The 13,605-nt window shown below is 34.7% G+C and carries 15 protein-coding genes; 11 read left to right on the top strand and 4 right to left on the bottom strand.

Going from position 1 to position 13,605, the window contains the following annotated elements; genetic code table 11:
* Positions 1-9: 9 nt before the first annotated feature.
* The 7 genes from sigF (at position 10) to ACTXGU_RS03080 (ending at position 6,563) form a co-directional block, all read left to right on the top strand.
* Positions 10-765: an RNA polymerase sporulation sigma factor SigF gene (gene sigF, locus ACTXGU_RS03110; protein WP_443480035.1), complete on the top strand. Its 756-nt coding sequence runs from the start codon at positions 10-12 to the stop codon at positions 763-765.
* A 117-nt stretch (positions 766-882) separates the two neighbouring features.
* Positions 883-1,503 (top strand): stage V sporulation protein AA, encoded by a 621-nt coding sequence (locus tag ACTXGU_RS03105; protein ID WP_443480034.1) that lies wholly within the window; start codon positions 883-885, stop codon positions 1,501-1,503.
* Positions 1,493-1,912, top strand: coding sequence for a stage V sporulation protein AB (locus ACTXGU_RS03100; protein ID WP_443480033.1), 420 nt, complete (start codon positions 1,493-1,495; stop codon positions 1,910-1,912). The genes ACTXGU_RS03105 and ACTXGU_RS03100 overlap by 11 nt, the downstream gene beginning before the upstream one ends.
* Positions 1,913-1,941: 29 nt before the next feature.
* Positions 1,942-2,538: a stage V sporulation protein AE gene (locus ACTXGU_RS03095; protein ID WP_443480032.1), complete on the top strand. Its 597-nt coding sequence runs from the start codon at positions 1,942-1,944 to the stop codon at positions 2,536-2,538.
* Complete coding sequence (locus ACTXGU_RS03090; RefSeq protein ID WP_443480031.1) at positions 2,501-3,985, top strand: spore germination protein; 1,485 nt, start codon at positions 2,501-2,503, stop codon at positions 3,983-3,985. Before ACTXGU_RS03095 ends, ACTXGU_RS03090 begins: the two co-directional genes overlap by 38 nt.
* A gap of 260 nt (positions 3,986-4,245) precedes the next feature.
* Positions 4,246-5,571 (top strand): diaminopimelate decarboxylase, encoded by a 1,326-nt coding sequence (gene lysA / locus ACTXGU_RS03085; RefSeq protein WP_443480030.1) that lies wholly within the window; start codon positions 4,246-4,248, stop codon positions 5,569-5,571.
* Positions 5,572-6,209: 638 nt separating this feature from the next.
* Complete coding sequence (locus tag ACTXGU_RS03080; protein ID WP_443480029.1) at positions 6,210-6,563, top strand: GNAT family N-acetyltransferase; 354 nt, start codon at positions 6,210-6,212, stop codon at positions 6,561-6,563.
* Between the two features lie 206 nt (positions 6,564-6,769).
* Here ACTXGU_RS03080 and ACTXGU_RS03075 read toward each other — a convergent pair whose 3' ends face one another.
* Positions 6,770-7,288 carry a DUF309 domain-containing protein gene (locus tag ACTXGU_RS03075; RefSeq protein WP_443480028.1) on the bottom strand — a complete coding sequence of 173 codons (519 nt, stop codon included), beginning with the start codon at positions 7,286-7,288 and terminating at the stop codon, positions 6,770-6,772.
* Positions 7,289-7,907: 619 nt separating this feature from the next.
* Here ACTXGU_RS03075 and ACTXGU_RS03070 point away from each other — a divergent pair.
* Together ACTXGU_RS03070 and scpB are read left to right on the top strand one after the other, a co-directional pair.
* A complete protein-coding gene (locus ACTXGU_RS03070; protein WP_443480027.1) occupies positions 7,908-8,675 on the top strand; it encodes a segregation/condensation protein A in 768 nt (255 codons plus the stop codon).
* Positions 8,665-9,249 carry an SMC-Scp complex subunit ScpB gene (gene scpB / locus ACTXGU_RS03065; protein WP_443480026.1) on the top strand — a complete coding sequence of 195 codons (585 nt, stop codon included), beginning with the start codon at positions 8,665-8,667 and terminating at the stop codon, positions 9,247-9,249. Before ACTXGU_RS03070 ends, scpB begins: the two co-directional genes overlap by 11 nt.
* Positions 9,250-9,536: 287 nt before the next feature.
* On the opposite strand, the gene ACTXGU_RS03060 is transcribed toward scpB, so the two are convergent.
* On the bottom strand, positions 9,537-9,803 hold the full coding sequence (locus ACTXGU_RS03060; RefSeq protein ID WP_443480025.1) for a hypothetical protein: 267 nt from the start codon (positions 9,801-9,803) through the stop codon (positions 9,537-9,539).
* Positions 9,804-10,027: 224 nt separating this feature from the next.
* On the opposite strand from ACTXGU_RS03060, the gene ACTXGU_RS03055 reads away from it, so the two are divergent.
* Both ACTXGU_RS03055 and ACTXGU_RS03050 read left to right on the top strand, forming a co-directional pair.
* Entirely contained in the window at positions 10,028-10,336 is a 309-nt protein-coding gene (locus ACTXGU_RS03055) for a transposase (RefSeq protein ID WP_443480024.1), read from the top strand.
* A gap of 388 nt (positions 10,337-10,724) precedes the next feature.
* Positions 10,725-11,618: a superoxide dismutase gene (locus ACTXGU_RS03050; RefSeq protein WP_443480023.1), complete on the top strand. Its 894-nt coding sequence runs from the start codon at positions 10,725-10,727 to the stop codon at positions 11,616-11,618.
* 143 nt (positions 11,619-11,761) lie between these two features.
* Here ACTXGU_RS03050 and ACTXGU_RS03045 read toward each other — a convergent pair whose 3' ends face one another.
* Positions 11,762-12,871: a sensor histidine kinase gene (locus tag ACTXGU_RS03045; protein WP_443480022.1), complete on the bottom strand. Its 1,110-nt coding sequence runs from the start codon at positions 12,869-12,871 to the stop codon at positions 11,762-11,764.
* On the bottom strand, positions 12,868-13,596 hold the full coding sequence (locus ACTXGU_RS03040) for a response regulator transcription factor (RefSeq protein WP_443480021.1): 729 nt from the start codon (positions 13,594-13,596) through the stop codon (positions 12,868-12,870). Before ACTXGU_RS03040 ends, ACTXGU_RS03045 begins: the two co-directional genes overlap by 4 nt.
* Positions 13,597-13,605 lie beyond the last annotated feature (9 nt).

Genomic DNA, 13,605 nt, shown 5'->3' with positions numbered 1-13,605 from the left:
GAATCGTCTATGGATGTGGAGGTAAAAAAAGACAAAAAAGAACCGTATTTAAAGGATCATGAAGTGAAAGAATTAATTAAAAAAAGCCAAGATGGAGATCAAACTGCAAGAGATACGATTGTTCAGAAAAATATGCGCCTTGTATGGTCTGTAGTCCAAAGGTTTCTTAATAGAGGCTATGATCCTGACGACTTATTTCAAATCGGCTGTATCGGTTTGTTAAAGTCCGTCGATAAATTTGATTTAAGTTATGATGTGAAATTTTCCACTTATGCTGTTCCTATGATAATTGGCGAGATTCAGCGTTTTATTCGCGACGATGGAACAGTGAAAGTAAGCAGGTCGTTAAAAGAATTAAGCAATAAAATCCGGAAAGCAAAAGATGAGCTTTCTAAACAATTCGGAAGAACACCAACTGTAGGAGAACTATCAGAATACTTAAAGCTACCTCCAGAAGATATTGTGCTTGCACAAGAAGCATCCAGAACACCTTCCTCTATTCATGAAACAGTTTATGAAAACGATGGAGATCCTATAACCCTTTTAGACCAGATCGATGATGGCGAAGAAGGGAAATGGTTTGATAAAATTGCTTTGCAAGAGGCTATAAGAGAATTAGATGAAAGAGAACGCCTTATTGTTTATTTAAGGTACTATAAGGACCAAACACAGTCAGAAGTTGCAGAAAGGCTTGGCATTTCTCAAGTGCAGGTTTCACGGCTGGAGAAGAAGATATTGAAGCAGATGAGGGAGCAAATGGATTAGTCATCCATTTGCTTTTTTGCGTTTGGAAAAATTTCCATAGAATAGTTCATTATATATTTTGCAATATAAACAAATACTACCTTTAAAGGTAAAACAATGTGATAGGAAGGGGTAACGATGGGGGAGATTATTTATATACGCATGAGGCATCGCATTCAGAAGAAGTTACATGATCAAGTATTGTTAAAGGATCTCGCACAATTAGTCGCTACTGATACCTTGATCAACAGCCTTAAAGATGTCTGTATTTATGAGATTTCTGAAAAAGACCGAAATATTATCATTATTGATAGTACACAGCTTATTAGGAAGATACGAACGATAAGCGAAGATATTGAAATTCAACTGATTGGTCCAGCCCAAACGATTATTGAAGTAGTGTACAAGAAAAAAAGAGTGTCGACACCCTTGTTTCTATTAGTGTGGTTGTTTTTATTTGTTGGTTCTGCATTAACGATTATGAACTTTCATGAAGATGTAAGCATGCAATATGTGCATCAGCGCCTATATAGGTTGATAACAGGGAAAGAAGTCGAAAAACCACTTCTATTTCAAATTCCATATTCGATTGGATTAGGATTAGGCATGATTATCTTTTTTAATCATGTTTTTAAAAAGCGTTTAAATGAGGAGCCGAGCCCGTTAGAGGTGGAAGTGTTTAATTATCAACAGTCATTAGATCAGTACGTCATTATGCATGAAAATAAAGAAAGTATGAAAGATCTAGATGATCATTAATATCCTGCTGATTATTTTTATCGCTTTGGCATGGGGGACAACAGTAGGTGCTGGGTATGTTGCTTTTTTAACCGTTTTTGGCATTATTCCACGCCTAACACAATTAACGAAAACAGGAAGTAAAATTTATGCATATGAATGGTCTGTTGTTTTTGGTGCTGTATGTGGAACATTCGCTTTTTTAAGTGAACCGACCTTTTCTTTGCCATCAGCGCTGCTTATTTTTATGGGAATAGCAGAAGGAATTTATGTTGGAATGATAGCAGCTGCATTAACAGAAGTACTAAATGTTTTCCCTTTATTAGCAAAAAGGATTGGAATGGATGATCGTTTATTAATGCTAATGATGGCCATTGTATTTGGTAAAATCTTTGGCTCCTTGTTTCATTGGATGTTCTTTATTTCATAGGTATTCAAAAAAGAAAGGAAATAAATAAAATGGAAAAAAGGAGAAAAGTAATATTAATTACAGATGGTGATGAATATGCAAGACGTGCTGTAGAAGTTGTAGCAACAGAAGTAGGTGGAAGTTGTATGACTTTTGGCAATCCAAGTAATCATACAGGCCCTGAAGTGATCAACAGCATCAAAAAAGCAAAAAACGATCCAGTATTAGTGATGGTTGATGATAGTGGATTTATAGGAGAAGGAGCAGGAGAAACGATATTAAGATACATAGCAGCACATGAAGAGGTGGAAATACTTGGTGTGATTGCTGTTGCAAGCAAATCAAGAAGAGAAGAATGGACGAGAATTGATGTTAGCATCGATCAAGATGGTGAATTAACTCCATATGGCGTAGATAAATATGGGGTACCAGAATATGAAATAGGCCGTTTAAATGGAGATACCGTATATAACCTAGATGAGTTAGATTTACCGTTAGTTGTTGGCATTGGGGATATTGGAAAAATGGGCAAAAAAGATGCATATGACAAAGGTGCTCCAATAACAAAAATAGCAGTAGAATATATATTAGAAAGAAGTGGTTTTTATCATGGAAAAGCAAAAAAACAATATGATCCCGATATATGATAATATCAATTCAATTGAACAATATATGAAAGATCGTGTCGGTTTAGGAACAAGCTTTGATTTAGGTGTACGAAAACTGACCGTTTTAAATAAAGAAATTCAATTATATTATGTAAATGGTTTATGTGATAGTATTTTAATCGCGGAATTATTAGAACATCTGCTTTTTCTTAACGATACTGATAGAACACTGCAAGGCAGCAATATTTTTGAAGTGGTGGAAAATCAACTTGTTCATCAGTCTGTTCAACCAATCAAGACAATGGATGAACTTGTAGACCAAGTTCTTTCTGGTCTAATTGTTATTGTTGTAAATGGTTATGGAATAGGTCTTGCTATTGATGTTAGAAGTTATCCAGGAAGATCACCGCAAGAACCAGATACGGAAAAAGTAGTAAGAGGTTCGAGAGACGGTTTTGTCGAAAATATTATCATTAATACTGCGATTACAAGAAGAAGAATTCGTGATGAAAGATTGCGATTTGAAATTATGAAAGTAGGGGAACGATCGAAAACGGATATTGCCATCGGGTATTTAGAAGATGTTGCAGATCCTGATTTAATCGAAATAATCAAAAAAGAATTAAATGCGATTAAAACAGATGGCCTTACGATGGCAGATAAATCGATTGAAGAATTTCTCCTGCAACAAGGCGGCAATCCCTATCCTTTAGTAAGATATACAGAAAGAGCAGATGTAGCCGCAACGCATATACTAGAAGGACATGTCATTATTTATGTCGATACATCACCAAGTGTTATTATTACACCGGCAACTTTTTTTCATCACTTGCAGCATGCCGAAGAGTATCGACAAGCACCTGTAGTAGGAACGTTTATTCGATGGGTTCGTTTTATAGGTGTCATAGCATCTTTGTTTTTTTTGCCATTATGGTTTTTAGTTACACTAGAACCTTCTTTATTGCCTGAAAAATTAGCGTTTATTGGCCCAAATGAGCGGACAAATATCCCAATTGTTGTGCAGTTGTTTATTGCGGATCTCGGGTTGGAATTCTTAAGAATTGCTGCGATTCATACGCCAACTCCATTATCAACGGCAATGGGGCTAATAGCAGCCGTATTGATAGGGCAAATAGCTATTGATGTCGGTTTGTTTGTACCAGAAGTTATCCTATATGTTTCGGTAGCAGCAATTGGAAACTTTGCAACACCAAGTTATGAACTAGGAATTGCCAATAAAATAGTTCGATTACTATTATTAATAGTGGTTTCGATATTCCATACCCCAGGTTTCCTTATCGGATGTACCTTATATCTTTTGTTATTAATCCGTATTCGTACATTAAATGTACCGTATCTATGGCCATTTATTCCTTTTTATCCAAGGGCATTAGCACAAATTATGCTACGTAGAACGGTTCCTGGCAGTACAATAAGACCTAGTCATCTGCATCCGCAGAATCGCTATAAGCAGCCAAGCGAATGAGTTTGTTATAGTAAGCGGAAACTTCTCATTCTTTAAAAATAAGAGGTAAAAAGAGGATTGAGAAATATAGTTTTTTATGGTACATTTGTTTAATTAAGTGGGCTGTTAATGATAATGAAACGAAAAGACAGCTCTCTAAATGGGTAGCTGTCTTTAATTAATTAGCTATAGCTTGTATGAAAAAAATAGGAGTATCCCTTCATCTATTGATAGTATATGGGATTACTAATTTATATAATATAGAGAATAGAGGGGAAAAGATGCATTATTATGGGACGTCTACAGTAAATGAATTAGGTCATTTAGAAATCGGCGGGGTGGATACATTACAATTAGTCGAAAAATTTGGAACTCCTGTGTATGTGTATGATGTTGCGTTAATTCGTGAAAGAGCAAGAGGGTTTAAACAAACTTTTGATAATATGGGTGTTACTGCACAAGTAGCATACGCAAGCAAAGCTTTTTCAACGATTGCAATGGTTCAGCTTGCTGAGGAAGAAGGATTATCACTGGATGTTGTTTCAGGTGGAGAATTATATACTGCTCTTGCTGCAAAATTTCCAGTTGAGCGTATTCATTTTCATGGAAATAATAAAAGCCGCGAAGAATTGCTGATGGCAATTGATCATCAGATTGGCTGCATTGTAGTTGATAATTTTTATGAGTTGCAATTACTCCATGAATTATGTGAAATGAAACAAGTGAAAATGAATATTTTATTGCGTGTGACACCAGGTATTGAGGCGCATACTCATGATTATATATTAACAGGTCAAGCAGATTCTAAATTTGGTTTTGACCTTCAAAATGGTCAAGCAGAAGAAGCTTTACTAAAAGGAATCGATTCGCAATGGCTTGACGTACTAGGATTGCATTGTCATATTGGTTCACAAATTTTTGAAACAACAGGCTTTGTGCTTGCCGCGAAAAAAATTATTGATCATTTGAAATTATGGCAGCAAAACCATGGTTTTGAAACGAAAGTGTTAAATCTTGGCGGTGGATTTGGGATTCGCTATACTAGTGAAGATCAACCGATTCAACCGGAAGAATATGTGAAAGAGATTATCCATGAAGTACAAAATCAAGTAGCAGCACATCAAATGAATATGCCAGAGATTTGGATTGAGCCAGGCAGATCCTTGGTTGGTGATGCAGGAACGACCCTTTATAAAATTGGCTCTCGTAAAGAAGTTCCAAACGTTCGTAATTATTTAGCAATTGACGGTGGGATGACAGATAATTTACGTCCTTCCTTATATCAGGCTAAATATGAAGCGGTATTAGCAAATAAGCCCCTGCATAAAACGGATGAGGTCGTATCTATAGCAGGGAAATGCTGTGAATCAGGCGATATGCTTATTTGGGATCTTCCATTGCCAAAAGCAAGTGATGAAGATGTCTTAGCTGTATTTTGTACTGGAGCATACGGCTATTCTATGGCAAATAATTATAATAGAATTCCAAGACCGCCTGTTGTATTTGTAGAAAATAAAAAAGCAACCCTTGTTGTAAAAAGAGAATCTTATGAAGATTTAATAAAATTAGATTTGCCTTTAAAGGAAACGGCGACAATAAAAAACTAATCAGCCTGAAAAGTTTCTAAATTATACTTTTTCAACACTTTAACTAAGTGCATGAACTGCACTTAGTTTTTTACTTAGGCTATTTTCTCAAAGTTTGTTGTTTTTTACGTAAAAAAATGGGAGAAGAAGTACTCAGCAGACTGAATACACGTAGACTCCTGTGGGAATGCAAGAAAGACGAGACCCCACAGGAGCGTATGCGACGAGGAGGCTCGACGCTCGCCCACGGAAAGCGAGTGTATTCAGGCTGCGAGTTTAACAGCAACAATCTATACGAAAACAGCCTTTACTTAAAACAACCTACATAAATTAAGTGTATTTTTTTAAAGAAAAATTGGACAATAGAAAAAAGTAGCTTATTTCGTTTTAATTGCATACTTATATAGAGAGCAAAACATGTTACCGCGAGTACAGTGAGATAGGAAATAGATGGTATTATAAGTTGTGGGAATATATTGAAAATAATTGCTTCTAACATTATCATTGAAGTATAAGAATAATTTCTGTATGATAAATGATATAACATCATTCGTCAAAGCAAGATATTATCTACTATATTATGCTTTACCTAGTTTGAGAATTTTGGAAGATGGGAAAAATAATAAGTAAATATGTTTTAATAATAATGAGGGATATACATGATCATTCGATATAAGAAATCATTTGAAAAAATTGCTATGGGACTTCTTTCCTTTATGCCAGCTGAAAAAGATTTAAAAGTACTGCAGCAAACGATGAAAGAGTATGAAATAAACGAAAAATGGCAGCTTTTATTATGGAAAGAGGATGAAGATATTATCGGTTTAATCGGAATCGTCTTTGTAGAGGAAAATACAATTCGAATTCAGCATATTTCCGTTAATCCGTCACATCGACTCCAAGGAGTAGGGAAGTCCATGGTCCAAGGAATTAAAGGGATGTATCCAGATAAAAACATTGAAGCAAATGATTTAATTATCTCTTTTTTATCCAAATGTCAAGATATCGTTTAAAAAGATATGGATAAGAAAGCACAATCGTTTTGGAAGACTCTGAAGCTAGACATCCTTTCCGACTTTAGAAATTGTATATATTTATTTTAAAAACCATCTCGTTGTTTGTCTTTTTTGAAAAACAGAAAAGACAGCCATTAATGAGATGGTTTTTTGGGGTGAATATAAAAGTCGTTTTACTCAACCAAATTATACAAGGATACTGGCTATTTATGATGCATTCTAGCCATAATCGCTGCTTCTCTTTCTTGTATGACGATACTGCGATCTCTTGTCAGGTGACGGTGAATGATATCATCAGCAGCTAAGTTATTGTTTTTCCATATTAATCCCATTTGTTCACAATATTTTTGGCATTGCTTTTCTAATTCAGCATCATCGATAGGAAGAATAAACGATTTATAAGAAAGTAAGTTCTCTATATTTGTCTGATTACTTTCAAGTAAAGAGAATAATAGAACTGTATCGAGACCATATGAAGGAAGTTGGTGTTTATTTTGTTTAAAAAGGGAATAACTTTTTTTTATCGTTTTGATTGCTCCAGCAAAATTTTCTCTTCGATGATGATAACAAGAAACTGCTAATAAAATGAATGCAACCCATATGGATTCTTTGTTGTTTGCATCAACTTTTTTCCAATATTCTTCTAGTATTTCGTGACATTCAAAGTAATCACGGTCTGCATGAAAATGGACTAAAAAAAGGATATACGGTTTTGAATACATACTTTCCACACTTTCTTTTTGTAATACTTTTTGGCTGTTTTCTCAAAGTTTTTTGTTTTTTTTTCGTAAAAAAATAGGAGAAGAAGTACTCAGCAGACTGAATACACGTAGACTCCTGTGGGAATGCGAGAAAGACGAGACCCCACAGGAGCGTATGCGACGAGGAGGCTCGACGCTCGCTAAACGGACGAAGTGTATTCAGGCTGCGGGTTTAAAAGCAACAATCTATACGAAAACAGCCTATTTTTTTAATAGGTTGTCCAAAAAGTCCGGGATAAATAGCTGTCGAATTATATTAATGGCATTCGCTGTGGTGCTTAAAGCTTCACTTCCTTGAATTTCTCGGATCTTTTTGTCCACCTTTTTGAATACGTACTTAAACATGTGATCGAAAATGATCAATCATGCTAAGATTCAACTTTAACGGTTATATTATACAAAAAAATGCTCGGTGTACAGTAAAATATTTGTTTTCCAATCTGTTTGGATGATTTTTCTGTTGGATAACGGTTTTAAATCATCTATACTAGTACTATCATAGTTCAGAGGTAGGCAAAGTATAAAACTGCAAACTTTTGGCAAGCATTATTGTTATTCTATTAGGATTTTGGTGAGATAAATGCAGTATAATGTGAAAATTGATAGTTTTGAAGGACCTTTAGACTTGCTTCTTCATTTAATCAATAAATTGGAAATAGATATATATGATATAAATGTAGCGGAGATTACTGAACAGTATTTAGATTATATTCATGCAATGACAGAGCTGGAGCTCGACATTGCCAGTGAATTTCTTGTGATGGCAGCAACTTTGCTCGCAATTAAAAGTAAAATGTTATTGCCGAAACATGATGAAGAATTATTAGATGAAGATATATTAATGGAACCGGAAGAAGACTCGAGAGATGAATTAATTGAAAGATTAGTGGAGTATCGAAAATTTAAAGAAGTTGCCGGCGGTTTAAAAGCAATGGAGCAAGAACGTGGTTTAATCTTTACAAAGCCTCCTAGTGACCTATCGGACTTTGCGGCAGAAATCGAAGAAGCTTCCAAAAAGGAATTGGATGTTACATTATATGATATGTTAGCTGCTTTTCAAAAGCTAATAAAAAGAAAAAAACTCCAAGCACCGTTAACAACAAAAATTACTCGACAAGAAATACCGATTGAAAATAGAATGGATGACATCTTAAAGTTAGTACGAAATAAAAAAGGAAGAACATCCTTTGAAGAACTTTTTCCCATCCATGATAAAACACATATTGTGGTTACATTTCTAGCAATTTTAGAATTAATGAAACGTCAGCAAATATTTGTAGAACAAGAACATAATTTTGCAAATATTTTTGTTATTGGAAAGGAAGTTGAAGCAAGAATTGAAGGTTAACAAATGGAAAGGAATCATTGAAAGCTTAATGTTTGCGGCTGGAGATGAAGGTATTACTGTAAAGCAATTAACCCATGTATTATCAATAGAAAGCGGCGAAGCAGAGCAAATTCTGCAGCAGCTAAAAGACGATTATAACGATAATCAAAATCGTGGGATTACGATTATTGAAATTGCCGGGACGTATCAATTGGCAACAAAAAAAGAGCATTCCAACTATTTGAAAAAGTTGGTAGAGTCTCCACATGCATCCACGTTGTCACAAGCAGCATTAGAAACATTGGCAATTATTGCATACAAACAGCCAATAGCTCGAGCAGAAATAGAGGAAGTGAGAGGCGTAAAAACAGAAAAGCCTCTTCATACTTTAGCTGCTAAAGCGCTGATTAAAGAAGTAGGCAGAGCAGAAGGGGCAGGAAGAGCGATATTATATGGAACAACAAAAGAATTTCTAGATCACTTTGGTTTAAAGGATTTAGCAGAACTGCCGCCGCTCGCTGATAAAGAAGAAGAATTTAACCAAGAAGAAGCCGATTTGTTTTTTGAAACATTTCAGCAAAAAATAGAAGAATAGTTGGTAAAAATGGTATGGCTGATAAAAGGTAAGTAACTTTTTATCAGCCGGTTCCGAGACGGGAAAAATAAGTTTTTAGCGTGGATTCCTATAAGAATTCATGCTTTTATTTTTTTACAATAAGAATAGGGGGATGAAAAGTGCGAAGAAATAGTTTGTGAATGATAAATGGAGGAGAGAGGTGAAAGAAATACAATGATAAAAAGAACGGATATTCCTATATTAAGAGAAAGTGCTATACTTGATTCCAATCAAATGAATTTGCTAGTTAATCGTTGAATGTCTGTTTAACAAGCATAAACTCTTTTATTTAGTGCTTCCGTTTTATTATCAACGTGCTCAGCAATTTTCTCCGTGTATTGACCAAGACTTTCAATAATGTTTTTCTGAAGTCGTGCTTGTCCATCTTTAAGTTCTTTTATTTCTTCTGACAAAGTATCGAAACGTTGTTCAAATCCATCAAAACGTTGTTCATATCCATCAAGACGTTTATTTATCGGTTCCAACTCTTCTTTTAAAACTGAACGTAAGATTTCTTTTAAATCGTTATTCATTAAGTATTACCTCCTTTGCTCATTATTTTAACACAAATTTTTTAGTTAAAGTACAATAACAGACTTTTTAAGAATTTATAAATATATTCAGGTTGTAAATAGGGATTCATGCTAGTTTTATATAAAACTTACCTGGGGACTTAACCCAATGTCATCAACTTAAATTCATAAATTGCAAACTTTAAAAATGTCATGAAATAGTTAGAATTTAAGCATAAAGATACTTGATTTTTCGAAAACACCACAATAATTGGATTGATACGTCTATTCTTGAAATGAACAATTCGAAAAGGTTAAAGGATGCCTTTGGGGTTGCGAAAGGCTCGTCTGTAGAACTTGCCCGTACAATGGCATCCTGTATTTATGATATCGAAAATAATCTAATTGTGAAAGCCCTAATTACAAATTGTAATGATAGTGAGCGTTCCGTCGCCATTCGATTGTTGGAGGGTTTTAAAAAGTTCCAATCAAATAAGGATCTTTTCCTATTTGATCGTGGATATCCATCCATTGATTTTTTTCAGTATTTATGATCCTATTTATGGGATACCCTTTATTTAAAAGAAATACCTCATTTGTTTGGAGAGGTGTCCCCCGTGGAAAGCGAGCGGTAAGCCTCGGAGAACAGAAAGGAAACCCTTATTTCCTATTTAGTTGCTTATTTTCCTGTTTTTTGAAGTTTAGATTGATGACATTGGGACTTAACCTCTCGTCCGCACTATCTAACTAGAATAGGCAAATACTAATCAAATAAAGGCGGTGCTATATATAGGATAAAAACTAATTACAAAGCATGATTACTTGTTTCCTTCCATAAAGTAGGCGTAGCTCCGTCCCCTTTTCCATACAAAAATAACATGTTCTTGTACGTTTCATCATATCATTTAAGGAAGAGTACTGTTGAAATGAGGTGTGAAAAGATTGAGCAGCTACAATGATTATGTAAAAGAAGTGTTAGTGTGGAATGAACATTTAAAGAAATTATTAGAATCAGAACAAGTTCAAAAAGAAGAGAATATATGGAAAAAACTTGATAAATTTTCTAGTTTAATGGATAATATGCAGCGGAAACCGCTTGATACAGAAGAGTTGATTAAAATACAACATGAAGCAGAAGAACTTCATGATAAGATGGAACATTATTTTTCCAATCGGCAGAATTTAGGAAGCATTTATATGAATGAGCCGATTGTAAAAGCAGGGCAGCATGTTTTACCAAAATTGCCGTATGCCTATAATGCGTTAGAACCTTATATTCAAAAAGAAATTATGGAGCTGCATCATACGAAACATCATCAATCGTATGTCGACGGATTAAATAAAGCAGAATTAAAATTAGCAGAAGCAAGAAAAGCTGGGAATTATGAACTGGTAAAACATTGGTCTCGAGAACTTTCATTTCACGGTTCTGGTCATTATTTACACACTATTTTTTGGAATAATATGAGTCCAAAAGGCGGAGGGAAGCCGAGTGGTGCTTTATTAGAAGAAATAAGAAAATATTTTGGCAGTTTTGAAGCTTTTAAACAACATTTTACGGAGGCGGCCAAAGCGGTGGAAGGAGTAGGCTGGGCAATCCTTGTGTGGTCGCCGCGGGCACGCCATTTAGAGATTCTTCAATCAGAAAGACATAATCTGCTTACACAATGGGATACGATTCCTTTATTAGTGCTGGATGTTTGGGAACATGCATATTATCTGCAATATAAAAATAATAGAGCAGATTATATTAATAATTGGTGGAATATTGTCAACTGGAAGGATGTAGAACAAAGATTTGCGAAAGCAAGTGAATTAAAGTGGAGACCATATTAAGATGGATTATATATGGAATTAGTCGAGAAATGTCGAGTTGCTAAACAGGATACCATCCTCTTAAGTCTAGAAAATTAGTCATGGTTATTCTATGGCTAATTTTCTAGATGAATTTATATGAATGATAAATTAGTATTCATTTTTTAATTATTACAATGTGTATGTGGCAAGGTAATGTTAATCTTTGTTCCTAAAGATAATTCGCTATTAACTTTGATATGGCCACCATGTGCTAAAATTAAATTCTTGACAATTGCCATCCCTAAACCAGTTCCTAAATCGGAGGAATTAGTGGCAGTGCCTCGGTAATATTTCTTGAAGAGGTTGTCTATCGTATCTTGATCCATTCCAACTCCATCATCAGAGATTGTGATTGTAACAAATCTGTCCTTTTCATTCACTATCTCCACATGGATGCTTGTTCCTGAAGGATTGTGAATGATGGCATTAATCAGTAGATTCTGCAAAGCACGATACATTAATTGTGCATCAAATTCACTTTTGATTATTTTTTCATCTGAATGGAAACTTAGATTATATTCGAAAGCTTTCGGGTCATTTCCAATATCAGCAATCAAGTTTTGGATGAATTCAACAATGTTTGTTTTACTCAAGTTTAGCGGTAAAGGAGATTGAACACTATTTATCTGAAAGGAAAGATTAAGGTCTTGAATAAGGGCTTCCATGTGTTCACCTTTTTGTGCGATCGTTTTAATAAAGGTGTTTTTTTCTTCTTCTGTCCATACGTACTCTTTATTTAGCAATAAAGCTGAATATCCAGTAATGTATGTCAAAGGCGTTTTTAGATCATGGGAAATTCCTGCCATCCAGTCTTTTTTTAGTTCCTCCATTTTCATTCGCTCTTGTTCCGCCTGCTTTAGATGTTCAGCTAAGGAATGAATATTGATGATTACTTCTTCATAAAGTCGATAAGGCTTGCGTAACTTACCTTTTCTCGTATAAATTTTACTTTTGTTAAAAGGTGCTTCGTATTTACCTTGGGTCAGTAGTTGTATCCAAGACATCATAAACCATAAGGGGCTGCCGAAATACCAAGCAAAAAGCATGCTGCATAAAGTAATGTTTAAGAGAAACACCATTAATACTAAAAGGTCATATCCTTTGTTTTCTTCAATGACCCCAATCGATGGAAAGATGACGTCAATAGTAAACATAGCGGTGAGACCCATGCCAATGATCCATATAAATAATCCGATGATAAAATGAGCGCTAAAACGAAATTTTATTTTCATGCTTCCTCCATAGATGGAGGAATAAATTTATACCCAATACCTCTTAAGTTCAAGATGATTTTAGGACATTTTGGATCATCGCCTAATTTTTTTCTTATCTTTGAGATATGGATTGTGACTGTTTTTTCTACCCCATATCCCTGATTCCCCCATACATGCTCGTAAATTTGAGATGTAGTATAAATGCGATTTGGATTCCTGCAGAAGAACTGTAGAAGATCTAATTCCTTTGCTGTACACTCAATTTTTTCATTATTTACTATAAGCAGAGCATCATCAGGTTTTAATGAAAAGCGTCCAAAATTATACTCTTTTCCATCCTCTGTAGCTACGTCTGATGATGACTCATACATATTCTTTCTTCTTAGCAATGCTTTCACTCTCGCGATTACTTCAAGAGGGTTAAAAGGTTTAGTGATATAATCATCCCCTCCGATTCCAAAGCCAGTTAATTTATCAAAATCTGTGGAACAGGATGTAATGAAAATAATGGGTGTATTCGTATGCTTCCGTATTTCTCTACAAAGGTCAAATCCATTAAAATCAGGAAGCATAACATCTAACAAAATTAAGTCGTATGTATTTTGTTTGACTAATTCCAATGTTTCTTGACCTGTCATACAGCAGGTAATATTATCAAACCGTTCCTTCTTCAAAGTTATTTCCAGTAATGTTAGAATTCCTTTTTCGTCATCAACCAAAAGGATGTTTTCAGACTCAAGCAATTATGCTCC

Source organism: Niallia sp. 01092 (genome assembly GCF_052318935.1).
Lineage (GTDB): Bacteria > Bacillota > Bacilli > Bacillales > Cytobacillaceae > Niallia.
The sequence above is the reverse complement of the archived record's forward strand: the minus strand, read 5'-3'. Positions and strand labels throughout refer to the sequence as shown.